Below are 24405 nucleotides of genomic sequence, written 5' to 3' on the forward strand. Positions count from 1 at the left end.
CCGGCACTCGCCCTCCCTGCCATCCCGGCATGCTCGGCCGGGATGACGGACAGAACGGCATGCCCGGGAACAGCGTCGGCCCGGCGCTGCCGAAGCAGGGCCGGGCCGAATTATGCTGTGGCGCACGCAGAGGACTACGGCAGCGGGCCGCCCGCGGCGATGGCCGAGAGCGTGGCGAACTCGTCGCCCTTGAGTGACGCGCCGCCGACCAGGGCGCCGTCGACGTCGGTCTGCGCGATCAGCTCGCCGACGTTCTTGGCGTTGACCGAACCGCCGTACAGCACCCGCACGGTGGCGGCGATGTCCGGGTCGGCCAGCTGCGCCAGCTCGGCGCGCAGCGCACCGCACACCTCCTGGGCGTCGGCGGGGGTGGCGACCCGGCCGGTGCCGATGGCCCACACCGGCTCGTAGGCGATGACGATCTTCGAGATCTCCTCCGCCGACAGGCCTTTCAGCGAACCACGCAGCTGCTCCAGGTTGTACTGGACATGCGTCTGCGCCTCGCGGACGCCGAGGCCCTCGCCGATGCAGACGATCGGGGTCATCCCGTTGTCGAGCACCTTCTTGGCCTTGGCGGCGACGATGGCGTCGTCCTCGGTGTGGTACTGCCGCCGCTCGGAGTGGCCGACCACGACGTAGCTGCACCCCAGCTTGGCCAGCATGGGAGCGCTGATCTCGCCGGTGTAGGCGCCCGAGTCGTGCGTGGACACATCCTGCGCGCCGTAGGTGATCAGCAGCCGGTCACCCTCCACCAGCGTCTGCACGCTGCGGATGTCGGTGAACGGCGGAAGCACCGTGACGTCGACCTTGGCGAAGTACTTGTCCGGCAGGGCGAAGGCGATCTTCTGCACCAGGGCGATGGCCTCGAGGTGATTGAGGTTCATCTTCCAGTTGCCCGCGATCAGGGGCTTGCGTGCCATTATTCGGACTCCCGAGCTGTATCTTCCAGGACGCTGATGCCCGGAAGTTCCTTGCCCTCCAGGTATTCCAGCGACGCGCCGCCGCCGGTGGAGATGTGCGAGAAACCGTCCTCCGGCAGCCCCAGCGAGCGCACGGCCGCGGCCGAGTCGCCGCCGCCGACCACGGTGAACGCGCCCTTGCCGGTGGCCGTGACGATCGCCTCGGCGACACCGCGGGTACCGGCGGCGAAATTCTCGAACTCGAACACGCCCATCGGGCCGTTCCAGAACACCGTCTTCGCCTCGGTCAGCAGCGCGCCGAACCGCTTCGCCGACTCCGGACCCACGTCCAGACCCATCCAGCCGTCCGGAATCTCATGGGCGGGAACGGTTTTCGAGTCGGCGTCGGCGGCGAACCGGTCGGCCACCACGATGTCGACCGGGAGGTGGATGACATCGGCGAAGCGGTCCAGCAGATCCTTGCAGGTGTCCACCATCTCCTCCTGCAGCAGCGAGGTGCCCACCGAAAGGCCCTGTGCCGCAAGGAAGGTGAAGCACATGCCGCCGCCGATCACCAGGGTGTCGACCTTGGGCGCCAGCGCCTCGATGACGGCCAGCTTGTCCGAGACCTTCGACCCGCCGAGCACGACCGCGTACGGCCGCTCCGGCTCGGTCGTCAGCTTCCGCAGCACGTCGACCTCGGCGGCCACCAGGGTGCCCGCGTAGTGCGGCAGCAGCTTCGCCACGTCGTAGACCGACGCCTGCTTGCGGTGCACCACGCCGAAGCCGTCGGATACGAACGCGCCGTCGTCGCCGACCAGTTCGACCAGGGCGCGGGCCAGCTTGCCGCGTTCGGCGTCGTCCTTGCTGGTCTCGCGCGGGTCGAAGCGGATGTTCTCCAGCAGCAGCACATCGCCGTCGGTGAGGCCCTCCGAGCGCGCGAGCGCGTCCTGGCCCACCACATCACCGGCGAGCTGGACGTTGCGACCCAGTTCGTCGGCCAGCTTCGCGGCCACGGGGGCCAGCGACAGTTTCGGATCCGGCTCGCCCTTCGGACGGCCCAGGTGCGCGGTGATGACGACCTTCGCCCCGGCCTCGGCCAGCGCCTTGATGGTCGGCACCGACGCGACGATGCGGCCCGGATCGGTGATCGTGCCGCCGTCGAGGGGAACGTTCAGGTCGGAGCGCACCAGCACGCCCCGACCCTCGACACCCTCGTTCAGCAGATCCTGGAGTGTCTGGACTGCCATGGCTTACAGCGACTTGCCGACGAGGCCGATCAGGTCGGCCAGGCGGTTGGAGTAGCCCCACTCGTTGTCGTACCAGGAGTACACCTTGACCTGGTCGTCGATGATCTTGGTGAGCGGCGCGTCGAAGATCGACGAGTGCGGGTCGGTCACGATGTCGCTGGAGACGATCGGGTCGACGCTGTACTTGAGGATGCCCTTCAGCGGGCCCTCGGCGGCGGCCTTGAACGCGGCGTTGATCTCCTCGACCGACGCCTTCTTGGCGAGGTCGGCGGTCAGGTCGGTGATCGAGCCCGTGGGGATCGGGACACGCAGCGAGTAGCCGTCCAGCTTGCCGTTGAGCTCGGGCAGCACCAGGCCGATGGCCTTGGCCGCGCCGGTGCTGGTGGGCACGATGTTCAGGGCGGCGGCGCGGGCGCGGCGCAGGTCCTTGTGCGGGCCGTCCTGCAGGTTCTGGTCCTGGGTGTAGGCGTGGATGGTGGTCATCAGGCCCTTGACGATGCCGAACTCGTCGTTGAGGACCTTGGCCAGCGGGCCCAGGCAGTTGGTGGTGCAGGACGCGTTGGAGATGATGTTCTGGCTGCCGTCGTACTTGTCGTCGTTGACGCCCATGACCACGGTCAGGTCTTCGCCCTTGGCGGGCGCGGAGATGATGACCTTCTTGGCGCCGGCGGCCAGGTGGCCCTTCGCCTTGGTGGCGTCGGTGAAGATGCCGGTGGACTCGACCACCACATCGACGCCGAGGTCGCCCCACGGCAGGGCCGAGGGGCCCTCCTTGATGGCCAGCGCCTTGATCCGCTGGTCGCCGACCACGATGGTGTCGTCGCCGTCGAGCGACACCTCCTGCGGCAGGCGGCCCAGGATGGAGTCGTACTTCAGCAGGGTCGCCAGCGTGGCGTTGTCGGTGAGGTCGTTGACCGCGACGATCTCGATATCCGTGGTGCCGAGCGCCTTCTGCGCCTCGACCGCCCTGAAGAAGTTCCGACCGATGCGGCCGAAGCCGTTGATACCTACCCGGACAGTCACGTTATCGCTCCTCAGCTTTCAAGCGGATTCGTTCCGTTGCAGATCCACCCTAATGCCCGCGCATTATGCCGCCGCCACGCCCCTGGCGACCATTGATCCGGAGGTCGGGTGAGTGCGTGCGACGACCCGACGGGCACGGCGCGCGGCTATCGCACGGCACCGCGACGGCAACCCCGGCCGCGCGCGGCGAAACACCCGTCGTCGGCGGTCGGCCTCGAAGGCCGTGCGCTACAACGGGTCTCGGGCGGGAGGAACGGACGGGCCTCAGCCCGCCGCGACTTCCTCGGTGTCGTAGAAGCAGAAGTGGTCCTTGATCTCGGCCACGTCGTCGTTGGGCTGCGGGTAGGCCCACACCAGATCCTGCGCGTCGGGAACCGACCAGTACGCGGCCGTGCCCTTGAACGGACAGAACGAGGTGGTCTCGGAGGGGGTCAGCAGGTCGGTGCGCACGTCCTCCGGTGGGAGGTAGTAGCGCACGGGACAGCCGGTCTCGCGCAGCACCAGCGGACGGCTGCTCTCGGCGAGGATCGTGTCGCCGTGCCGCACTCGCACGTGCTGGGTGCCCTGCTCGACGGTGATGCGATGTCCAACGGTCACGATGGTGCCCCTTCTGTCGGAAGCGCGAACGCGCACTCCTCGAATACAGCGCCGCCCACGGGCCGATTTCTTCCCGGTGTGCCGGAATCGGGCCGGTCGTTTCGACCGGCCCGGTCGGCTCACGCGTCTTCGAGCAGTTCGGCCGTGACCGCGGACTCGGTATCGGGCACACCGAGTTCCTTGGCGCGCCGGTCCGCCATCGACAGCAGGCGCCGGATGCGGCCCGCCACAGCGTCTTTCGTCATCGGCGGATCGGCCAGCTGGCCCAGCTCCTCCAGCGACGCCTGGCGGTGCTGCACGCGCAGCCGCCCGGCCGCGGCGAGGTGGTCGGGCACATCGTCGCCGAGTATCTCCAGCGCGCGCTCCACCCGCGCCGCGGCGGCCACCGCGGCGCGCGCCGACCGGCGCAGGTTGGCGTCGTCGAAATTGGCCAGGCGGTTGGCCGTCGCCCGGACCTCCCGGCGCATCCGGCGCTCCTCCCAGGTGAGGCGGGTGTCCTGGGCGCCCATCCGGGTCAGCAGCGCGCCGATGGCCTCGCCGTCGCGCACCACCACCCGATCGGTGCCGCGCACCTCGCGCGCCTTGGCCGAGATGCCCATCCGCCGCGCCGCGCCGACCAGTGCCAGCGCGGCCTCCGGACCCGGGCAGCTCACTTCCAGCGCCGACGAGCGGCCGGGCTCGGTCAGCGAGCCGTGCGCGAGAAACGCGCCCCGCCAAGCGGCCTCGGCGTCACCGATGCTGCCGCCGACCACCTGGGCCGGTAGCCCGCGCACCGGACGGCCGCGCACATCCAGCAACCCGGTCTGCCGGGCGAGCGCCTCGCCCTCCTTCGACACCCGTACGACGTAGCGGGAGGTCTTGCGCAAACCTCCGGCGCCGAGCACGTGCACATCGGAGCCGTAGCCGTACAGCTCGAAGATCTCCCGGCGTAGCCGACGCGCGATGGATCCCATGTCCACCTCAGCCTCGACGATCACTCTGCCGCCGACGATGTGCAGGCCGCCGGCGAACCGGAGTAGCGCCGACAGTTCCGCCTTGCGTGAACTCACCTGCGAGACCGACAGACGGCTAAGCTCGTCCTTGACCTCGGCTGTCATCGCCACGAGACCCGCTCCTTTCCACCCGACGCGGACCGCACCTGCCGGCCCATGTGCCGTCCTTCGACTCGAAGCCTTGCTGATTCCGGCCGAGGTTGCCGGATCACCTGATCCAGTGCGGCGGCTAGCTTTCCAGGATGGTGCCGGTCCGTCCCCGCCTCGGCGACATCAGCGAAGGTTACCCGCGCACGCAGCTGTTCGGCAGCTCTTGCCACATGTTCGCGTTCTCTACCCTCCGGTACGGAGCCGGAATCCACCACCACATCCTCGACCGCGAAATCCGGTGCGTGCTGGGACAATACATGCAGGTGCCGTTCGGCGGAGAATCCGGCCGTCTCCCCGGGCTCGGCAGCGAGATTGAGTACCAGCACTTTTCGTGCCCTGGTATGTACCAGCGCGGCACGCAATTCGGGCACCAGCACATGCGGAATGACGCTGGTGAACCAGGATCCGGGACCCAGCACCACCACATCGGCGTGCTCGATGGCGGAGGTGGCCTCCGGGCTCGCGGGCGGGTCGGACGGAATCAACCGCACCCGGCGTACCTTGCCCGGCGTGGTCGCCACCGCGACCTGGCCCCGGATGCAGCGGCTCACGCGCGGATCGGCCTCCAGGCCCGACACGTCGGCCTCGATGGTCAGCGCGGTCGGCGACATCGGGAGCACCCGGCCGGTGGTGCGCAGGATTCGCCCCACCTCGTCGAGCGCGGCGACCGGGTCGCCCAGCACCTCGGTCAGGCCCGCCACGATCAGATTGCCGACCGAATGGCCCGCCAGCGCGCCGGTGCCGCCGAAGCGGTGCTGTACCGCGCGGGCCCACACGCCGTCGGGGTCCTCGGCCAGCGCGGCCAGCGCCATGCGCAGATCGCCCGGCGGGAGCATGCCGAGTTCGGCGCGCAGCCGACCGGAGGAGCCGCCGTCGTCGGCCACGGTGACCACGGCGGTGATGGTGCGGGTGAGGCGGCGGGCCGCGGTCAGGGTGGCGTACAGCCCGTGCCCGCCACCCAGGGCGACGAGGGCGGGTTCGGGCTCGCGACCGTCCGCCGCAGGCCCGGTATCGGATTCGGCCGCGGTGGTCTCGCTATCGGTCATTCGCGCCCCAGATCCCGATGGACCACCCGGACGACATCGTTGCGGTCGGGTTCTCTGCTCCGTAGTAGTTCGCCCAGCGCTTCGGCTATCGCCACGCTGCGGTGCTTGCCGCCGGTGCAGCCCACTGCCACGGTCATGTAACGCTTCCCCTCTTGGCGGTACCCGTCGGTCGTCAGATCGATCAGGTGGCGACAGGTCCGCAGGTAGTCCTCCGCGCCCGGGCGGGACAACACGTACTCGCTGACCACCGCGTCCTGTCCGGTGTGTTCGCGTAACTCGGGTACCCAATGCGGATTGGGCAGGAAACGCAAATCAAACACCATGTCGGCGTCCAGCGGTACTCCGTACTTGAAACCGAACGACTGGATTGTGATCTGCAGAGCGGCGGGCGCGCCGCCGCCGTAGGCCTCCTCGAGATGCCGGTGCAGCTGGTGCACCGACAGCGCGGTGGTGTCGATGACCAGGTCGGCGGCGGTCTTCACCTTCGACAGGCGGTCGCGCTCGGCCGCGATGCCCGCGGTGAGGGTGCCGTCGGCGCTCTCGCTCTGCAGCGGGTGGCGGCGGCGGGCGAAACCGAACCGGCGGATCAGCACGTCGTCGGAGGCCTCCAGGAACAGCACCCGGGTGCGCACCCCCGCGCCGCGCAGCTGTTCGGTGACGCCCGACAGGTCGCCGGTGAAGAAGCGGCTGCGCACGTCCATCACCAGGGCCAGCTTGCGGATCGGCGGGTCGGCGGAGGCGCCCAGCTCGACCATCCGCCCGATCAGTTCCGGCGGCAGATTGTCGGCGACGTACCAGCCCAGATCCTCGAGCACTCGCGCCGCCGTGCCGCGCCCGGCGCCGGACAGCCCGGTGACGATGACGACCTCGACACGCGCGCCCTGTCCGGGCCGCGCCGCGGCATCGCCGGGCTGCGGGCGCGCGGGCGACGGGCTCGTCGCGCTGCTGTTCGATTCGACGCTGGTCATGTCCTACCGGATCCGTGTCTGCCTGTCATGCGATCTTCCTGTCCTGCGCCCGGGCGCGTCGTCCGACACGCGGCAGGAAACCGAGCCGTGACCGTTTCCATCAACCGGTACCACCGCCGGGCGCCGTCATCCGCCGTTCGCCTCGCTCGCGTTCAGGGCCGCGAGCACGGCCTTCGCCGTCGCGACCCCGATACCCGGGACCTCCGTGATCTCCTCCACCGTAGCTTCCTTCAATCGGGCCACGGACCCGAAGTGCATGACCAGCGCGGTGCGCCTGGACGCGCCGAGGCCGCGCACCGAGTCCAGCGCCGACGCCGTCATCCGTCGCGAGCGCTTGCTGCGGTGGAAGGTGATGGCGAAGCGGTGTGCCTCGTCGCGGACCCGCTGCAGCAGATACAGCGACTCGCTCGTGCGGGGCATGATCACCGGGTCCGGTTCGCCCGGCACCCACACCTCCTCGAGGCGTTTGGCCAGGCCGATCACCGCGACGTCGGTGATGCCGAGTTCGTCGAGCACCTCGGCGGCCGCGTTCACCTGGGGCGCGCCGCCGTCGACGACGTACAGGTTCGGCGGGTAGGAGAATTTGCGCGGCTTGCCCGTCTTCGGATCAATGCCCGGCGGGATGTTCGGCTCCGTGTCGTCACCGGTGTCCACGAGCGGGGCCACCACCTCCGGGGCGGGCACCGGGCCCGACCGGAGATCGGCGGCCTCCATCGCCTCCAGGTCGCGGCGCAGCCGGTAGAACCGCCGCCGGGTCACCTCGGCGATGCTCCCGACGTCGTCGGAACGGCCCTCCCCCGCCGCCTCCTTGATGGTGTAGTGGCGATACTCGGATTTGCGCGGCAGCCCGTCCTCGAACACCACCAGCGAGGCCACCACATCGGTGCCCTGCACGTGGCTGATGTCGACGCATTCGATGCGCAGCGGAGCGCTGTCGAGGTCCAGGGCATCCTGAATACCTTGCAGCGCAGCCGATCTCGCGGTCAGATCACCGGCGCGCTTGAGTTTGTGCTGGGCCAGCGCCTCGGCGGCGTTGCGCTGCACGGTCTCCATCAGCGCCTTCTTGTCGCCGCGCTGGGGCACCCGCAGCTGCACTCCGGCGCCGCGCAGTTCCGTCAGCCAGCCCTGGATCTGTTCGGGGTCGCCGGGCAGGGTGGGCACCAGCACCTCGCGTGGCACCACGGTGGCGGGGGTCTCGGTGTCGGTGTGCTCGGCGAAGGCCGCCTGTTCACCGTAGAACTGGGTGAGGAATTGCTCGACCAGCGCGGGCAGCTCGCCGCCCGGTTCCACCTCGTCGATGGCGTCGCCGGATTTGTCGACCACCCAGCCGCGCTGGCCGCGCACCCGGCCGTCGCGGACGTGGAAGATCTGGACCGCGGCCTCGAGTTCGTCGGTGGCGAAGGCGACCACGTCGGCGTCGGTGCCGGTGCCGAGCACCACCGCCTGCTTCTCCAGGGCGCGCTCCAGCGCCTGCACGTCGTCGCGCAGGCGGGCGGCGGTCTCGAAGTCGAGGTCCTCGGCGGCGGCCTGCATCTGGCGTTTGAGATCGCGCACCATCCGGTCGGTCTTGCCGGAGAGGAAGTCGCAGAAGTCCTCGGCGATGCGGCGGTGCTCCTCGGCGCTGACCCGGGAGATGCACGGCGCGGAGCACTTGTCGATGTAGCCGAGCAGGCACGGGCGGCCGATCTGCCGATGCCGTTTGAACACCCCGGCGGAGCAGGTGCGCACCGGGAACACCCGCAGCAGCAGGTCGACCGTCTCGCGGATGGCCCACGCGTGGGCGTACGGGCCGAAGTACCGGACACCCTTCTTGCGCGCACCCCGGTAGACGAACACCCGCGGATATTCCTCGTTCATGCTCACCGCGAGCATCGGATAGGTCTTGTCGTCGCGGTAGCGGACGTTGAACCGCGGGTCGAACTCCTTGATCCAGTTGTATTCCAGCTGAAGGGCTTCCACCTCGGTGGTGACGACCGTCCACTCGACGCTGGCGGCGGTGGTCACCATCTGGCGGGTGCGCGGGTGCAGGGCGGCGACATCGGCGAAATAGGAGTTCAGCCGATTGCGCAGACTCTTGGCCTTGCCGACGTAGATGACCTGCCCGAACCCGTCCCGGAACTTGTAGACGCCGGGTTCGAGCGGAATGGTGCCCGGCGCCGGCCGGTAGGTCGCTGGATCTGCCACCCGACAAGCCTATCCACCAGCCCTGACAACCCCGGGCACGGCCGACGGCTAGCCCTTGCGGCCGGTGAACTCGTCCATGGAGTGGTAGACGCCGACGGTGTCGAGGTAGAAGTCGCGCACCTTCAGCGGCAGCAGGCCGGAGACGGCGCGGTTGAACCGCGAGGTCCACGGCATGACCACCAGCGGGTCGCCCTTCTTCATCCGGGTCCACGCGGTGTCGACCGCTTCCTCCTGCTCGATGATGGGCGTGAACCAGAAACCCTTGGCGCCCTCGAACATTCCGGTGTTGATGTAGGTCGGGCAGAAGGTGGTGACCTTGACGTGGTCGTTGCCGGACTGCTCCAATTCCAGCCGCACCGAATCCGACCAGCCCAGCGCCGCCCACTTGGACCCGGCGTAGACGCTCATGCGCGGATTGGCCACCAGGGCCGCCGACGAGGCGATGTTCAGCACCCGCGCGGGCGTGCGGCCGGACACCATCGCCGGGAGGAACTCCAGCGTGATGTACATCGGCGCAAGGGAATTGATGGCCACCGTCTTATGGATGTCGGCCCGGTCTCGGGTCTCCCAGAAGTAGCCGTTGCCCCGCACGATGCCCGCGTTGTTCACCAGGACGTCGACGTCACCGACATCCGCTCGCACCGAGGCCGCCGCCTCGGCGATGGCCGCCGCGTCCGACACGTCGACCACGTAGTGGTGCACTCGCGAGGTACCCGCCGCGGCCAGTTCGGCCGCGGTCTCCTTCAGCGCCTGCTCGTTGACGTCCCACAGCACGACGTCGGCGGCCAGCTCACGCACCGCACGCTCGGCGAAGGACTTGCCCAGCCCCATCGCGGCCCCGGTGATCAGCACCTTCCGCCCGGCAACCGTATCCATATCCATCACTTCCCCTGTCGATTTCCGCGGGATCACTTCTGCCGCAAGGCCTTCATCACACCGAAGTACAGGGTGAGCGTCCTGGCCCACACCGCCTCGGACATGCCGGGCAGCGGCGCGATCGGCAGCGCCCGCTGCACGGCGATGGTCTGGGTGTCGATGTACTTCAGCAGCCCCTCCGGCCCGTGCCGGCGCCCGCCGCCGGAGATGCCGAGACCACCCGACGGGGCGGCGACGCTGCCCCAGGCCGCGATGAAGCCCTCGTTGACGTTCACCGAACCGGCGTGGATGCGGGCGGCGATCTCGCGGGCCCGTGCCGTATCCCGGCTCCACACACTGGCATTCAGGCCGTAGGCGGTGTCGTTGGCCTGCTCGACGGCCTCGTCGTCGCTGTGCACCCGGTACACCGACACCACCGGTCCGAAGGTCTCCTCCCGGTACACCGTCATACCCGGCCGCACGCCCTCGAGGATGGTCGGCTCGTAGAAGTACGGCCCCAGGTCGGGCCGGGCGCGCCCACCGGCGAGTACGGTGGCGCCCTGGGCGACGGCGTCGTCGACATGCGCGGCGACGGTGTCGAGCTGGCGCCGGAAGGTCAGCGAGCCGATCTGGTAGGAGTAGTCGAGCGCCGAGCCGAGCCGCAAGTCGGCTGTGCGCGCGGCGAATTCGGTGACGAAGCGGTCGTACACGCTGTCGTGCACGTAGATTCGCTCGATCGACTCGCACAGCTGCCCGGCCGAGGCGAAGCAGGCCCGCACCGCGATCCTGGCCGCCGCCGAGACGTCCGCGTCGGCGAGCACCAGCAGCGGATTCTTGCCGCCCAGTTCCAGGGAGTAGCCGATCAGCCGCTCCCCGGCCTGCCGGGCGATGGTGCGGCCGGTCGCGCTGGAACCGGTGTAGTCGACGAAATCGGCCCGGGCGATCACCTCGCCGCCGATCACCGAACCGCGGCCGAGCACCGCCTGCCACAGGCCCTGCGGCAGGCCCGCGCGCTCGGCGGCGTCGATGGCCCACAGCGCGGTGAGAGCGGTCTGATTGTCCGGCCGCGCGACCACCGCGTTGCCCGCCAGCAGCGCGGGCAGCGCGTCGGAGGCGGCCAGCGCCAGCGGGTAGTTCCACGGCGAGATCACCGCGACGACGCCCTTGGGCCGGTTGCGCACCTCCACCCGGGTCAGCACCGGCAGCACGCCCCGCGGCGAGCGTGGGGCCAGCAGCTTCTCCGCCGCGGCGGCGTAGTAGCGGGCATTGACCGCGACGTCGCCCACCTCGTCGAAGGCGTGCACGCGGGACTTGCCGGACTCCAGTTGCACGATGTCGAGGATGGCGTCCTGCTCGGCGAGCACCAGATCGTGGAACCGGCGCAGTACCGCCGCGCGCTCCCGCACCGGCACCCGCGCCCACTGCCGCTGCGCCGCGCGCGCGACGGTGAAGGCCGCTTCGATGTCCGCGGTGGACGACTGCGGCAGATCCGCGATCTTGCGCCCGGTCGCCGGGGCGAATATCTCGACCGCGGGGGCGCCGCCCGCGGTCGCGTGCGTGAGCAGTCGCCGCACCAGCGGCTCCGGCAGCGCGTCGGCGGGTGCGAGGTGCGGGGCGGTCGTCATCGTCGGCCCTCTCGATCGGCGGAATCAGAATTAGTTGAACACCAGTGTTAGCGTAACACTGGTGTTAGATTAATCGAGTTCGGGCGCGCAGTGTCAAGCGCCGGGTACCGACCTGGGAGGAATCACAGATGCCGCGCGACGCTGTGACCACACCGCACAGCCGCGCCCGCCGCGGCCGCCCGCCCCAGACCCCCGAGCAGGCCGACGAGGTGCGCGCCCGGATCGTGCTGGCGGCCGCGGACGTGTTCACCGCGCACGGCTCACGCGGGCTCAGTGTCGCGCGCATCATCGATCGCGCGGGTCTCGCCCGGCCGACGTTCTACCGGTATTTCGCCAATGCCGAAGCGCCGCTGCACGTTCTGCTCACCGCCTCCAACGAGGGACTGGTCGGCGGCATCCGCGAGGCGCTGGAGAACTCCGACGAGCCGGTGCAGCTGGGCATCGGCATCATCGACGCCTATCTCGACTGGGCGCGCGGCCACGGGGCCATGCTGCGCCCGGTCTTCGCCGAGCTGCACGATCCGGCGTCACCCGTGTCGACCTACCGCGAGGAGGCGTTCGATGACATCCGGGCGCTGGTCCGCGCGAAGTTCGCCGACCTGGGCCGCCCGCTGCCCAGCCCGCTGGACCTCGATACGGCGCTGCAGGTCTGCGAATTCGTGGTGTACCGGGTGTCCGCGGCCGCCGCGCCGGGCGGGGAACCGCGGCCGGAGGAGGTGGCCGCGGCCCGGCTGACGATGATCCGCAGTGTGCTGGTCACGCTCGGCCGGCGCGAGGACGTCGAACTCGCGCTGACGATTCCCGGCATCTTCGAGCCGGCCGGCTGAGTGCTATTCGCCGTCGAGATATACCGGCAGCGTCGCGTGGCCGTTGGAGATGAAGCTGGCCACCGGCGCCAATTCCTTCGGGTCGGTGGCGAATCTCAGCTTCGGGAAACGCTGGAACAGCGCGGGCAACGCCATGGTCGCCTCCAGCCGGGCCAGCGGCGCGCCGAGGCAGTGGTGCGCGCCGTACCCGAACGCCACGTGCTGATCCTTGGTCTTGCGGCGGACGTCGAACTCGTCGGTGGTCTCGCCGTGGATCTTCGGGTCCCGGCTGGCCCCGGCGTAGGAGGCGAGGATCGCCTCGCCCTTGGGAATCCGGTAGCCGCCGTCGATCTCGATGTCCTCGACCGCGTAGCGCAGCGGCAGATGGGCCACCGGCGCCTGATAGCGCAGCGTCTCCTCCACCAGATCCGACCACGGCACCTCGCCGGAGACCACCGCGGCGCGCTGGCCCGGATGCGTCAGCAGCGCGGTGATCGCCTGATCGAGCAGATTGACCGTGGTCTCGTGGCCGGCGTTGATCACCAGCATCAGGGTGTCGACGAGTTCCTTCTCGGTCAGCTCCGAGCCGTCGTCCTCGGCGCGGGTACCGAGCAGCACGCTGGTGATGTCGTCGCCGGGCTGCTCGCGGCGATACGCGACCAGCTCGCTGACCAGCCGGAACATCTCGAGGTAGTTGGCCTGCGCCTGCTCGGGCGTGAACGAGGTGTCGAAGAAGCCGTCCACGCACTTGTGCATCGGCGGGCCGAGATGCTCCGGCACGCCCATCAATTCGGTGATGACGCGGATCGGCACCGGGTAGGCGTAGCGGCTGCGCAGATCCGCCACCGCACCGGGCGGGGTGGTCGCCAGATCGTCGAGGAGGTCGGTGATCAGTTCCTCGATGCGCGGCCGCAGCGCGGTGGTGCGCCGGTGCGTGAACGCCGGCGACACCAGCTTGCGCAGCCGCCGATGGTCCTTGCCGTAGGCGGTGAACATGCTGTCCACGGCCACCCACGGCAGCAGCGGCCAGGACTCGGTGATCTCGCCGTTGATGAAGGCGGCCCAGTGCTGGCGCGGATCCTTCGACACCCGCGAATCGGCCAGCAGGCTGCGCAGCACCGCCTGATCGGTGACCGACCAGGCCGGCACCCCACCGGGCAGCACCACCTCGGCGATCGGGCCGCGCTCGCGGATTCGCGCCGACTCGGCCTGGATATCGGTACCGGCGAGGTCCAGGACAATCGGATCGTGCGCCATCGGGGTTCTCCTTACGCCAGATTCAACGGTGGGGCCGGGGGAAAGCTGACCGGTAACGCCGCCATGGCGCGGTGGAACGGGCCCGGCCGCCAGCTGATGTCGGCGCGCGAGCCGGACAGTTCCAGCTCCGGCAGGGCGTCCAGCAGCTGGTCGATCGCGTCCTGCGCGATCAGGTAGGCCACCGAGCGCGCCGGGCAGGCGTGCGGGCCCGCGCTCCACGCCAGGTGGGAGCGGTTGCCGGTGCGGTCGCCGCCGGCGATCGACGGATCGTTGTTGCACCCGGCCAGGCTGATCACCACCGGCTGATTCGCGGGGAGCCACACGTTGTCGATCAGGATCGGCTGGCGCGGATAGGTGACGGAGAAATTCGCCATCGGCGGGTCGTTGAACAGCACCTCGTCCAGCGCATCGCGAGTGGACATACTGCCGCCGAGCACGCCGCCGCCGAATCGGTCGTCGGTCAGCATCAGCAGCAGCGTGTTGCTGATCAGGTTCTGCACGGGCTCGATGCCCGCGCCGTAGAAGCTGATCAGGTTGTAGAGCATCTCCTCGTCGGTGAGCTTGGCCGAGTGGTGGGCCAGGCGCGAGGTCACGTCGTCGCCGGGTTCGGCACGGCGCAGCTGGATCAGCTCCATCAGCGCCTCCGACAGGTGCTGCATGCCCCAGGCCGCGTTGACCGTGTCGAACAGCGCCGCCATCCCGGTGGCGACGCGCTGGCCGATATCGGCCGAACAGCCGACCATGCGGTTGAGCGCCTCGAACACCAGCGGAAACGCGTACTGCGACAACAGATCCGCCGAGCCCTTCTCGCAGAAGGTGTTGATCAGCGGGACCGCGATCGATTCCACCGTCGAATGCAGCGCGTGCAGGTCGATGCCGTCGATGGCGGCGACGTAGGCCTGCCGGTAGCGGGCGTGCGTAGACCCGGCGTTGCGCAGCGCGTTGGGATACCACTGCAGCATCGGCCGCACGGGGCAGTCCTCCGGCACGGAGTCCTGCCAGTGCCGCGGATCGGCCGGGAAATGCTCTGGATCGTTGAGGATCTCCAGTGCCGTGCGGTAGCCGATGACCAGCGTCGCGGGCACTCCCGGGGACAGCTCGATGGGCACCATCGAGCCGAAGCGGTCGCGCATGGTGCGGTAGAAACCGTGTGGATCCGCAGCGAACTCGGGGGTGTCGAGCAGCGTGCGCGGGCCGTCGGAATCGATGGGAGACCCCTGGACCGGACATGTTCCGGGCATGGTGGTCTGCGGGCCGGACGACACTGAAGCGTTCACCTCACAACCATTGCAGCACAACGAACTCCGCACGCAATGGACCGCGCGAAGCTAGACTGACCAATCGAGCGTTACCGGCCGGAAGAACCGGACGGCCGTTCCAGATTAGCAGCAGTGCGACGAATTCTCTCTCGATTGCGCAGCGGCCCTTGGGAACTCACGCATGCGCCGCCCCCACCATGAACTATGCCAATTCGCTATCACCCGGTGACGACTCGGACGGCATGGCAACCCGGGCCTGCGACAGCACGAAACACCCTGCGCCCTGGACGATCCTGCGAAAACGGAACGTGAGGACAACTCACCTGCGGCCGGATCCGATGCCGCGTGCGACGATATCGAAAGCGGCTGGCGCGATCGGCGCGCGGGCGCCGATCAAGCGCGTAAACCGCTGGCGCGCAGCACCCGGCGCGCGATGCCCGCCCGGATGGCCTCCTCGGTGCCGATGATCCGGACCCGATGGCGCGAGCGGGTGATGGCGGTGTAGAGCAATTCACGAGTGAGCAGGGTCGACTCCGGGCCCGGTAGCACCACCGAGACCGTGCCGTACTGGCTGCCCTGGCTGCGGTGGATGGTCATGGCGTAGACCGTGGTGACGCCCGGGAACTGGGTGGGGTGCACCAGATAGGGCTCGGTGCCGCGCTGCAGTGCCGCGCGCAGCGACCCGTCGGCACCGCGCACGATGACGCCGGTATCGCCGTTGTAGATGCGCGCCTCGTGATCGTTCGCGGTGACCAGTAGCGGCTGCCCCGGAAACCATTGCCCCGCACCGGGTTCAGTCCCGATGCCCGCGGCCGCGACCCAGCCCGCGGCCAGCCGGTCCCAGCGCTCCACGCCGAACTGTCCCTGCCGGTGCGCGCACAGCAGCCGATGCGATTCCATCGCCACCAGCGCGCCCGCGGCGTCACCGCGTTCGGCGGCCGCGGTCGATTCGCGCGCGGCGCGCACGACATCGGCGCGCACGTCCGCGGTGTCGTCGGGGGCCCGCAGCGACACCTCGTCGCCGCCGTCGGCCAGCAGCGCCAGCGCCGTCTCCGCGTCGCCCGCCCGCACCGCCACCGCCAGCGCCGCGATCCGACCGCCGAAGCGGCGGCCGCGGGTGAGCCGAACGATGCCGCCGCGCAAGCGATCCCGCTCGCGCACCGACAGCGCGTCGGGATGGTCGGCGGCCGGGCTGCCGAGGATCTCCTCGAGCACCGGGTTCGGCGCGCCGACGACCGGCCCCGCCACCAGATCGGCGAGAACCGCGCCGGCGTCCACCGAGGCGAGCTGGTCCGGGTCGCCGACCAGCACCAGCCGCGTGTCGGGGCGCACCGCGGGCAGCAGGCGGCTCATCATGGTCAGCGACACCATCGAGGTCTCGTCGACGACGATGATGTCGTAGGGCAGCCGGTTGAATTCGTGATGGCGGAAGCGGGTGGCGCCGCCGCGCTGCCAGCCCAGCAGGCGGTGCAGGGTGGCGGCGGTCAGGTCCGGCAGTTCCAGGTCGCCCGCCTGCTCCCGCACCGATTCCTGCAGGCGCGCGGCGGCCTTGCCGGTCGGCGCGGCCAGCGCGATCCGCAGCGCCGGGGCGCCCGGAACGGCCTGCTGGTGCGCCACCAGCAGGGCCAGGATGCGGGCGATGGTGTGGGTCTTGCCGGTACCGGGGCCACCGGCCACGACGGTGGTCCAGTGGGTGGCGGCCAGCGCCGCGGCCACGCGCTGGCGGTCCGGCGGATCACCGGGGCCCGCGGAGTCGGGGAACAGCCGATCCAGTTGCCGCCGAATCGTTTCCGGGTCGACCAGCGGATGCCCGGCCGCGCGCTCGGTCAGCGCGCGGCGGATGGTCTGCTCCTGCCGGTAGTAGCGGTCCAGATACAGCAGCGGGCCCGCGCCCTCGTGCTCGACCAGCCGCAGCGGGCGCAGCGGCCCGGCCGCGCTGCCCGCCACCAGCGGGCTGATTCGCAACGCGGCCAGCACCGCGTCCACCTCCGGCCACGGCAGCGTCGCGGGATCCACGACATCCGGATTACCGGTGTCGAAACCCTCAGCGTCCACGCCGATCTCGTGCATACGCCGCAGTTCCAGGCACACCGACCCGGACCGCACCGCGCGCACCGCGAGTGCCGCCGCCAGCAGCACCAGCTCCGAATCCTCGCGCCCCAACCGGCCCAGCCGCACGGCCACGTGGATGTCGGCGGCGGACAGCACCCCGGCCGTGTTGAAGGTGCGCAACAGCCCGGTCGCCCGCTGCGCCAACTGAATCGCCGTCACCGGGCGTCCTCTCGCACAGTCCTCCGAGGTATCCGACGGCCCTGCTCCCGCCCAGGCATCGCACCGTCTCCACGGCTCCCCGCCGTCGGCACCTCGCCGGGCGGTCGGCGGTCGCCGCACCCGGAGACGGCGCCGGACAGTTCGCGCGCCGGTCCAGCCGCGGCGTGGGCGCTCACGAGAGCGCTCCGGGGAGGTCACCGGCGAGCAGCGCCGAGAGGTCCTCGATCAGCGCGACCGGCGGGTCCCAGTCGAAAACGCCGCAGCCGGGCGGTGTTTCGGGGCCGATCATGCCGCGGACGAACAGGTACCGGATGCCGCCGAGGTGGCGGTCGGGGGCGTAATCCGGGAGCCGCCAGCGCAGATAGCGGTGCAGGGCAGCCGCATACAGGATGGCCTGGAGCGGGTAGTGCGAACGCATCATCTCGGCGGCCATGCGGTCGCGCGTGTAGTGGGCGACCGTGAGGTCCTCGGCGCCCAGCCGGTTGGTCTTGTAGTCGACCACCACGAAACGCGGGCCGGGCAGGCGCAGTACGGCGTCGATGCTGCCGGTCAGATAGCCGCGCAGCACGGTGTCCGCCAGCGTCTCGACCTGGTCGGCGTACTCGGCGAACGGATCGCCGGCGGGCAGGTGGCGGCGCAGCAGACCGGCGATGGCGCGCACCGTGACCCGGGCGGCCCGCGGTGTGTCGCCCCCGGCGAGCGGCAGTTCGAAGTCCAGTTCGTTGAGCCGGTCGCGGCTGGAGATGTCGGCGAGGCAACCGGTTCCGAAGGGCGTGCGCAGGACCGCCAGCAGCGCGGCGGCCAGCGCCTCGGGGTCGATGTCGGCCATCAGTTCCTCGATGGCGTGCCCGCAGCGCGCCCGCACCTCGGCCGCCAGATCCGGCGCGTCGGTGTCCACCAGCTCCAGCACGCCGTGCACCAGGGTGCCGAAATCCGCGCCGTAGGGCAGGTCGTTCATCAGCGACGGGGCGGCGTCGGCCAGATCGGTGGCGTCGTCGAGGACGGCCGGGGTCTCCGGTTCGTCGGAACCGCCGGGGGTCTCCTCCGCGACGGCGTGGGTGTCGTGCGCGCCCGCGGTGAGCGCCGAGTAGGAGGTGCGCCGCCAGTCGGCGTCCACCGTGCGATCGAAGACGGCCGCGGCCAGGTTCGCGGCCGCGGTCTCGTCGCGCTCCCAGCGCGGCCGGATCTTCGGCACCCGGGTCACCGGCTCCACCCCGATCAGGCCCGCTCCGGCCGACGCCGCCCAGGCCGAGAGTTGTTCCAGCACAGCGTCGTCCGTCGCGACCTCGCTCTTGCCCGGCACCTCGGCGCTGCCGGGCAGGCGGCCCAGCATCATGCGGTGCAGCGGCGCGAAGGCGGTGCCGTAGGCGGGCGCCCACCACGCCACCACCTGGCACTGCGCCCGCGTCAGCGCCACGTACAGCAGACGCAGTTCCTCACCGGCCTCCTCGGCGTCGCCGCGGCGCTTGCGTTCGCCGTAACCGGGCGCCTCCGGGCCGCCGACGTCGAGCACGCGGTCGCCGTCGTCGTGGAACAGCAGCGTCACCGGGTTCGGATTCTTGGCGCTGTCCCACGCGAACGGCAGATACACCACCGGGAACTCGAGGCCCTTGCTGGCGTGCACGGTCGCGATCTGCACGGCGGCCGCGTCGCGGTCCAGGCGGCGGCTGCGGTCGGACACCGCGCCCGACGCCGGGTCGCGCACCCGATCGGCCAGCCAGCGGGTCAGCGCGGTCAGGCCCAGCGACTCCCGCAGCGCCACCCGATCCAGCAGCTGCGCGATGTGCCGCAGGTCGGTGAGCTGCCGCTCACCCCCGGCCACCGCCAGCAGCCGCGGCGCCAATTCCGTTTCCGCCGAGAGCTTCTCGAACACGGCCGCGAAACCCGCGCGGCCGAACAGCCGGGCCGCCTCGCGCAGCTGGGTGCTCAGCCGTCCCACCAGATCCGCACCGCCCGTGTCGATCTGCGCTGCCGACAGGCCCAGCAGCGGAGTGCCCGCCGCCAGCCGCACCCGGTCCGCGCGGTGCGGCTGCTCCAGCGCCCGCAGCAGCCACAGCCAGTCGACGGCGCTCTGGGTGCCGAAGACGCTGGCGCCGCCCGCCAGCACCGACGCCACCCCGACCCGGTCCAGGGCGGCGCGCACGATATCGATCTGCGCCCGGGTGCGTACCAGCACCGCGACGTCGCCGGGGCCCAGCGGCGCCTCGCCGATGTGGGTGCCGGAGTCGAGCAGGCGCGCGATGTCGGCGGCCACGTCGTCGGCGACCCGGGCGCGCTGGCGGCCCACCGCCGGGAAGCCCGCGCCGTTGCGCGGGCCCGCGCCCTCTCGCCGAAAACACCGCACCCGCAACGGGATCGGCGCCTCGACGGTGCCGGTGAGCCGGGTGTGCGGGCGGACCGCCGCCACCTTGGGCACCGTGATCTCCTTGTGCCCCAGCGCGGCGCCCGCCATCAGGTGCTCGAGCGCACCGAGCAACCCGGCGTCGCTGCGGCGGTTGGTGGTGAGTTCGCGGCGGGTATCGGCATGGGCGACCGCGTCCAGGTAGCTGAGCACCTCGGCGCCGCGGAAGGCGTAGATGGCCTGCTTCGGGTCGCCGACCAGGACCAGGGTGGCGTGGCCGTGGAAGGCGCGGCGCAGGATGTCCCACTGCAGCGGATCGGTGTCCTGGAATTCGTCGACCAGCGCGACCCGGTAGCGCTCCCGGATGCGGCGGCACGCCCGGTCGCCGTGGACCGGATCGGCGAGCACCTCGTGCAGCAGCACCAGCAGGTCGTCGAAGTCGCGCAGGCCCGAAATACGTTTACGGCGTTCGGTTTCCGCGCGCACCGCGGCCGCGAAGGCGACCCGCTCGGCGGCGGGGTGGTCGCCGATCTCCTCGTCGGGCACCAGGCGCGCGTGCCGGTCCTGGACCGCGGCGGCGGCCAGCTGATGTGCCTCCCGCACCGAGAACGGCGGGCCGGTGCGGGCGTACCGCGCCAGATACAGATCGTCGGCGACGGTGGCGACCAGGTCGTCCACGTTCTCCACCAGCCGCACCCGCGGATCGTGCTCGCCGGCCAGCCCCAGTTCGTCCAGCATGCGCTGGCAGAAGCTGTGCGTGGTGGCGATGGTGCCGGAGTCGAAGTCCGACAGCGCCGCCAGCAGCCTGGTCCGCCGCCGCCCGACCTCCGCCGGATCCGCTTGTGCCAGATGCCGGATCAGCTCGTCGTCGCTGTCGCGCGCGGTACCGGGATCGGCCAGCGCGGCGGCCACCGCGACGAACTTGTCCCGCGTCCGCTCCCGCAACTCCTGCGTCGCCGCCCGGCTGAACGTCACCAGCAGCAACTGCGAGACATCCACCCCCGCCTCGGCCACGAACCGCACCGCCAGCCCGACGATCGCGTACGTCTTGCCGGTCCCCGCACTGGCCTCCAGCACGGTCGTCCCCGCGGGCAAGGCACCACACAGTTCGAACCCGTCACCGGTCGCATCCCCCGCCAGGCCGGGGCCGTCCGCGGGTGCGGCGACTCCGCGCGGCTCGGGCAGTTCGGCACCCGCGGGCTCGCCGACCCTCGCGTCCTCCGACGAGTCATCGGACACCGGCGCCACGGCTTCGGAGTCCGCGCTGCGGGCAGGGTGTCCCGCCGCCGGGGTGGGCCGGGGTCGGGGCTCGGAGGCCAGGTCGAACAGGTCGGCGGTGTCGGCCGGGGCGGCTTCGGGGTGGGAGGTGGCGGCCGGGCGGGCGCGGCGGCGCGGGTGAGGGGCGGGCTCCAGGTCGGTGACGGAGAACAGTTCGTCGGTCATGGCTGCCCCTGGGATTCGGTGGCCAGCAACGGATTCCACAGGCGGCGGGCCAGCGCGGCGAAGCGGGTGGGCTCGCCCGCCGGGTCCGGTTCCGGCAGCGGTGTTTCCAGGTGCTCCAGCCGGGGCGCGGGGCCCCACACGTAGCGCAGATATCGATCGGTGTGGTCACCGAAAGCCTTGGGGCCGTTGGGGCCGCCGAGGAACTCCTGGTCGGCGGCCAACCGGGCATCCTCGACACTCGCACCCTGGCAACGGCGTTCGGCGTACACCGCCGAGGCGGTGGGCGCGATCGGCAGGGGCTCGGCCAGGCCCTCGTCGCGCAGGTCCGCCAGATCACGCAGGATCGACCCGGCCGCAGCGGCATTGGGAGCGGTGAGGGTGGAGCGCCAGGCGGGCCGCCCGAACTTCCCGCGGCCGATGGTGACCGCGCGCCAGCTCTGGTTGCGTTCGGTCGCCGCCAGCGCCAGCACCCGCACCCACGCCGCGATCCGGTGCTTCGGCGCCAGCCGGGAGAACGTGGTCCGGACCAGGGCGTCGTCGTGCACGTCCGGGACCGTGCCGCTGAGCAGCCGCCCGTCGCCGAGATCGACCGCCACATCGATGGTGCGCGCGGGCACCTCGTGCATCGGCCGCGCCACCCGGACCAGCTTGTCGACGGTACCCTCCACCTCGGTCAGCACCGCCGCCCCCAGCCCGAACGCGGGCAGGGTGCCGCGCCGCCACTCGGCCGCCCGCAGCGCCGCCGGGTCCGCGCCGTTGAGCCGCGCACTCAGCATACGTTCGCCGATATTCCACTTGGTGAGCCCGTCGAGTTCGATCGGCAGGCGCTCGTCGATCTCCTCTTCCTCCTCGGGCACCCGGATGCCCAGCCGCTGCCACAGGAACGCGCGCACCGGATGCTCGGCGAACGAAACCAGCTCCGCCAGTTCGACATCCGTGCGCACCGCGGCGGGCAGCGGGCCCGGCAGGAACACGGTCCGTTCGCGCGCGGGACTCGCCGCCGCCCGCGCGCCCGCCAGCGCCACGGCGTCGAAGCTGAACGGCTCCGCCGGATCGAAGTTGCGACTGTCGAAGGGCTGCAAGGGATGCCGGGTCACCACACCGTCCAGCCCGCCCACGTGAGCGCGCAGCACGTCGAGCAGTTCGGCGACCGGGATGGCGGGCGGCCGGTACGCGCCGGTCACCGGATCGGCGCCGGTGTGCAGCAGCACCAGTTTCTCCCCGGCCGCCATGATCGCGTCCAGCAGCAGCTGCCGGTCCTCGCTGCGGGCGTCCCGTTCGCCCACGCGCGGCTCGCGGGCCAGCACATCGTCGCCGTCGACACCGCCGGGCCGGGGGAACACGTCGTCGTCGAGCCCGAGCAGCACCACCACGCGGTGCGGGACCGACCGCAGCGGCGCGGGCGTGCACACGGTCAGTTCGCCGGTGCGATAGTTGGCGCGGGTGCCGCGGCTCGCCAGACGCGAGTGCAGCAGCGCCGCGATATCGGTGAGCCGCAAGGGAATATCCGCCGCGTGCTCGAGCGCGGCGGTCAGTTCGCGGCGGGCCTGCACCGCCTGCCAGGTCTGCGCGTGGGTGACGTCGGTGAGCAGGTCCAGCGCGCGCACCAGCACCTGGGTCCATTCGTGCGCGGGGCGCTGCGATCCGGCCGGTTCGGCGGGAGTGGGCCCGCGCAGGTCGCGCACGCACACCGCCAGCCGGTCGGTGAACTCGGCGAACCGGCCCGCCAGGTCCACGTCGCCGGAGTCCACGTCCTCGAGCGGCAGCGCGAGATCGAGCCAGTCCTCGCAGGATTCACCGGCCGCGACGCCGAGCAGAATGCGGTCCACGGCGGCGTTGAGCGTGTTCTGCGCGAAGTCGCCGAGCCCGAACGCCTGCCGCTGCCGCTGCCCGATTCCCCACCGCGCGCCGGTCTCGGCCGCCCATTCGCGCAGCCGCTCGATATCGTCGTCGTCGAATCCGCAGCGCAGCCGAACCGGTTCGGCGGCAGCCAGATCCAGCACCTGCGTCACGGTGACCCGGCCGTCGGCCATGGCCAGCAGCCCGTCCAGGACGGTCAGCACCGGGTTGGCGGCGGTCTGCGAACGATCGGCCAGCCGCACCCGCAGCCCGTGCGCCGGGTGCGGCGGCCGGGCGCCGGGCTCGGCAGCCGCCTGGCCGAACGCCGCCCGCACCAGCGGCGCGTAGTTCTCCGCGTCCGGGCACATCACCACCACGTCGCGCGGCTCCAGCGTCGGATCGGCCGCGAACGCCGCGAGCAGCACGTCCCGCAACACCTCCACCTGCCGAGCCGGACCGTGACACGAGTGCACCTGCACCGTCCCGTCCCCCGCGCACACGCCCCGCGGCGGCCACACATCACCCCGAATTCCGCCCTGCAGCTCCGAAAGCAAAGTGCCGGAACCGTTCTCGTTCGCACCACGATGATAGGTATCCACCACCGACCCCAGTACCCCCAACCGCTGCTGCAACTCCCGCACATCCCGCCCCAGACCCGCGAGCAACGGATGCCCCACCACCAGCGCACTCACATCCGCCACCCGCCGCACCCCGGCCCGCCCGGCCTGCTCAGCCGATGCCACACCGGGCTTCTCGCCCGCGCCCTCCCCCAGCCGCGCGAGTTCGGCCCACATCGCCGGGCTCGGGTGCACCAGCCACAGGTGTACGTCGCGGCCTTCGCCCAGGGCGGACAGCACTGCGAGCTGGTCCGCGGGGAGGCGGGTCACGCCGAACAGCGAGATGCGTTGGGGGAGATCGACGACGGCGGGGTCGGTGCGGAGGCGGGCGCAGGCGGTTTCCAGTCGTTCGGCCGGGCTGGGGGTGCCGAGTTCGGCGCGCAATCGGCGCCACAGCTGGGGCTGCCACAGCAGGTCGTCCGGTAGCGTGCTGCCGCAGCCGTCGGTGTCCGCGCCCGCGGCCCAGTCGGCGATGAGGGCGGGACGCTGGGTTCCGTATCCGTCGAACAACGCCGCGATCCGGGCAGCGGTCGCGAAACGGCGGCCGGACCGGTGGGTGCGCCCGGCCGCCTCGGCGCCCAGGTGGCGGGCCAGCACGGCACACCACGGTTCGGCGAGTGCGGCGTCGATGACCCGCAGCAGCGCCCACACCGCCCGGTCCGGGGCCCACGGATCGTCCTCGGCGGGCACGCCGGTCGCCCCGGCGAGCACGGCCGCCACCAGGGCCGCGGGGGCCGGATAGGCGATGTTCGCCGAGACGCCGTCGCCGCTGATCGCGCCCAGCGCGCCCGACAGCCGCTGATTCAGCCAGCGCTCCACGCCTTTGGCGAGCACCGCCACCACCTCGGCGGCGAACGGGTCGGCCAGCGGCTGGGCCAGCAGCGATGCCAGCGCGCCGGCGAGCGTGTCCGCCCGCTCGGCCCGGTGGATGTGCAGCGCCATCGGCCGCCTCTCTCCGCTCGCCTTGCCGTCCCTGATCCGCC

Annotated in this window: 16 protein-coding genes; 1 reads left to right on the forward strand and 15 read right to left on the reverse strand. The window is 71.2% G+C overall.

Annotation, left to right across the window (positions count from 1 at the left end):
• Positions 1–134: 134 nt before the first annotated feature.
• The 10 genes from tpiA to NWFMUON74_RS20605 form a co-directional block, all read right to left on the reverse strand.
• Positions 135–920: a triose-phosphate isomerase gene (gene tpiA, locus NWFMUON74_RS20560; RefSeq protein WP_187683471.1), complete on the reverse strand. Its 786-nt coding sequence runs from the start codon at positions 918–920 to the stop codon at positions 135–137.
• On the reverse strand, positions 920–2149 hold the full coding sequence (locus NWFMUON74_RS20565) for a phosphoglycerate kinase (RefSeq protein WP_187683472.1): 1230 nt from the start codon (positions 2147–2149) through the stop codon (positions 920–922). Before NWFMUON74_RS20565 ends, tpiA begins: the two co-directional genes overlap by 1 nt.
• A gap of 3 nt (positions 2150–2152) precedes the next feature.
• Positions 2153–3172: a type I glyceraldehyde-3-phosphate dehydrogenase gene (gene gap, locus NWFMUON74_RS20570; RefSeq protein WP_187683473.1), complete on the reverse strand. Its 1020-nt coding sequence runs from the start codon at positions 3170–3172 to the stop codon at positions 2153–2155.
• A 264-nt stretch (positions 3173–3436) separates the two neighbouring features.
• Positions 3437–3769: a DUF427 domain-containing protein gene (locus NWFMUON74_RS20575; RefSeq protein ID WP_187683474.1), complete on the reverse strand. Its 333-nt coding sequence runs from the start codon at positions 3767–3769 to the stop codon at positions 3437–3439.
• Between the two features lie 119 nt (positions 3770–3888).
• Complete coding sequence (gene whiA, locus NWFMUON74_RS20580; RefSeq protein WP_187683475.1) at positions 3889–4872, reverse strand: DNA-binding protein WhiA; 984 nt, start codon at positions 4870–4872, stop codon at positions 3889–3891.
• On the reverse strand, positions 4863–5957 hold the full coding sequence (locus NWFMUON74_RS20585; protein ID WP_187683476.1) for a gluconeogenesis factor YvcK family protein: 1095 nt from the start codon (positions 5955–5957) through the stop codon (positions 4863–4865). The genes whiA and NWFMUON74_RS20585 overlap by 10 nt, the downstream gene beginning before the upstream one ends.
• Positions 5954–6925, reverse strand: a complete 972-nt coding sequence (gene rapZ, locus NWFMUON74_RS20590) for an RNase adapter RapZ (RefSeq protein WP_187683477.1) — start codon at positions 6923–6925, stop codon at positions 5954–5956. The genes NWFMUON74_RS20585 and rapZ overlap by 4 nt, the downstream gene beginning before the upstream one ends.
• Before the next feature lie 126 nt (positions 6926–7051).
• Entirely contained in the window at positions 7052–9109 is a 2058-nt protein-coding gene (uvrC, locus tag NWFMUON74_RS20595; protein ID WP_187683478.1) for an excinuclease ABC subunit UvrC, read from the reverse strand.
• Positions 9110–9157: 48 nt separating this feature from the next.
• On the reverse strand, positions 9158–9991 hold the full coding sequence (locus tag NWFMUON74_RS20600; protein WP_187683479.1) for an SDR family NAD(P)-dependent oxidoreductase: 834 nt from the start codon (positions 9989–9991) through the stop codon (positions 9158–9160).
• 26 nt (positions 9992–10017) lie between these two features.
• Positions 10018–11589, reverse strand: coding sequence for a succinic semialdehyde dehydrogenase (locus tag NWFMUON74_RS20605; protein ID WP_187683480.1), 1572 nt, complete (start codon positions 11587–11589; stop codon positions 10018–10020).
• A gap of 128 nt (positions 11590–11717) precedes the next feature.
• Between NWFMUON74_RS20605 and NWFMUON74_RS20610 the strand changes: the two genes are divergently transcribed.
• The gene (locus tag NWFMUON74_RS20610) at positions 11718–12416 is read left to right on the forward strand and encodes a TetR/AcrR family transcriptional regulator (RefSeq protein WP_187683481.1); all 699 of its coding nucleotides are present in this window, start codon (positions 11718–11720) and stop codon (positions 12414–12416) included.
• 3 nt (positions 12417–12419) lie between these two features.
• Here NWFMUON74_RS20610 and NWFMUON74_RS20615 read toward each other — a convergent pair whose 3' ends face one another.
• The 5 genes from NWFMUON74_RS20615 to recC form a co-directional block, all read right to left on the reverse strand.
• On the reverse strand, positions 12420–13652 hold the full coding sequence (locus tag NWFMUON74_RS20615; RefSeq protein WP_187683482.1) for a cytochrome P450 family protein: 1233 nt from the start codon (positions 13650–13652) through the stop codon (positions 12420–12422).
• Between the two features lie 11 nt (positions 13653–13663).
• Positions 13664–14893 carry a cytochrome P450 gene (locus tag NWFMUON74_RS20620; protein ID WP_187689302.1) on the reverse strand — a complete coding sequence of 410 codons (1230 nt, stop codon included), beginning with the start codon at positions 14891–14893 and terminating at the stop codon, positions 13664–13666.
• 411 nt (positions 14894–15304) lie between these two features.
• Positions 15305–17182 (reverse strand): exodeoxyribonuclease V subunit alpha, encoded by a 1878-nt coding sequence (gene recD, locus NWFMUON74_RS20625; RefSeq protein ID WP_187683483.1) that lies wholly within the window; start codon positions 17180–17182, stop codon positions 15305–15307.
• A gap of 172 nt (positions 17183–17354) precedes the next feature.
• A complete protein-coding gene (locus NWFMUON74_RS20630) occupies positions 17355–20966 on the reverse strand; it encodes a UvrD-helicase domain-containing protein (RefSeq protein ID WP_187683484.1) in 3612 nt (1203 codons plus the stop codon).
• Positions 20963–24364, reverse strand: coding sequence for an exodeoxyribonuclease V subunit gamma (gene recC, locus NWFMUON74_RS20635; RefSeq protein ID WP_187683485.1), 3402 nt, complete (start codon positions 24362–24364; stop codon positions 20963–20965). Before recC ends, NWFMUON74_RS20630 begins: the two co-directional genes overlap by 4 nt.
• Between the last annotated feature and the right edge of the window lie 41 nt (positions 24365–24405).

This window comes from Nocardia wallacei, assembly GCF_014466955.1.
GTDB lineage: Bacteria > Actinomycetota > Actinomycetes > Mycobacteriales > Mycobacteriaceae > Nocardia > Nocardia wallacei.

Excerpts from the sequence above, each read along its gene's own strand:
- tpiA (WP_187683471.1), bottom strand. The coding sequence starts at position 920 with ATGGCACGCAAGCCCCTGATCGCGGGCAACTGGAAGATGAACCTCAAT.
- NWFMUON74_RS20565 (WP_187683472.1), bottom strand. The coding sequence starts at position 2,149 with ATGGCAGTCCAGACACTCCAGGATCTGCTGAACGAGGGTGTCGAGGGT.
- NWFMUON74_RS20585 (WP_187683476.1), bottom strand. The coding sequence starts at position 5,957 with ATGACCGATAGCGAGACCACCGCGGCCGAATCCGATACCGGGCCTGCG.
- rapZ (WP_187683477.1), bottom strand. The coding sequence starts at position 6,925 with ATGACCAGCGTCGAATCGAACAGCAGCGCGACGAGCCCGTCGCCCGCG.
- NWFMUON74_RS20600 (WP_187683479.1), bottom strand. The coding sequence starts at position 9,991 with ATGGATATGGATACGGTTGCCGGGCGGAAGGTGCTGATCACCGGGGCC.
- NWFMUON74_RS20605 (WP_187683480.1), bottom strand. The coding sequence starts at position 11,589 with ATGACGACCGCCCCGCACCTCGCACCCGCCGACGCGCTGCCGGAGCCG.
- NWFMUON74_RS20610 (WP_187683481.1), top strand. The coding sequence starts at position 11,718 with ATGCCGCGCGACGCTGTGACCACACCGCACAGCCGCGCCCGCCGCGGC.
- NWFMUON74_RS20615 (WP_187683482.1), bottom strand. The coding sequence starts at position 13,652 with ATGGCGCACGATCCGATTGTCCTGGACCTCGCCGGTACCGATATCCAG.
- NWFMUON74_RS20620 (WP_187689302.1), bottom strand. The coding sequence starts at position 14,893 with ATGCCCGGAACATGTCCGGTCCAGGGGTCTCCCATCGATTCCGACGGC.
- NWFMUON74_RS20630 (WP_187683484.1), bottom strand. The coding sequence starts at position 20,966 with ATGACCGACGAACTGTTCTCCGTCACCGACCTGGAGCCCGCCCCTCAC.
- recC (WP_187683485.1), bottom strand. The coding sequence starts at position 24,364 with ATGGCGCTGCACATCCACCGGGCCGAGCGGGCGGACACGCTCGCCGGC.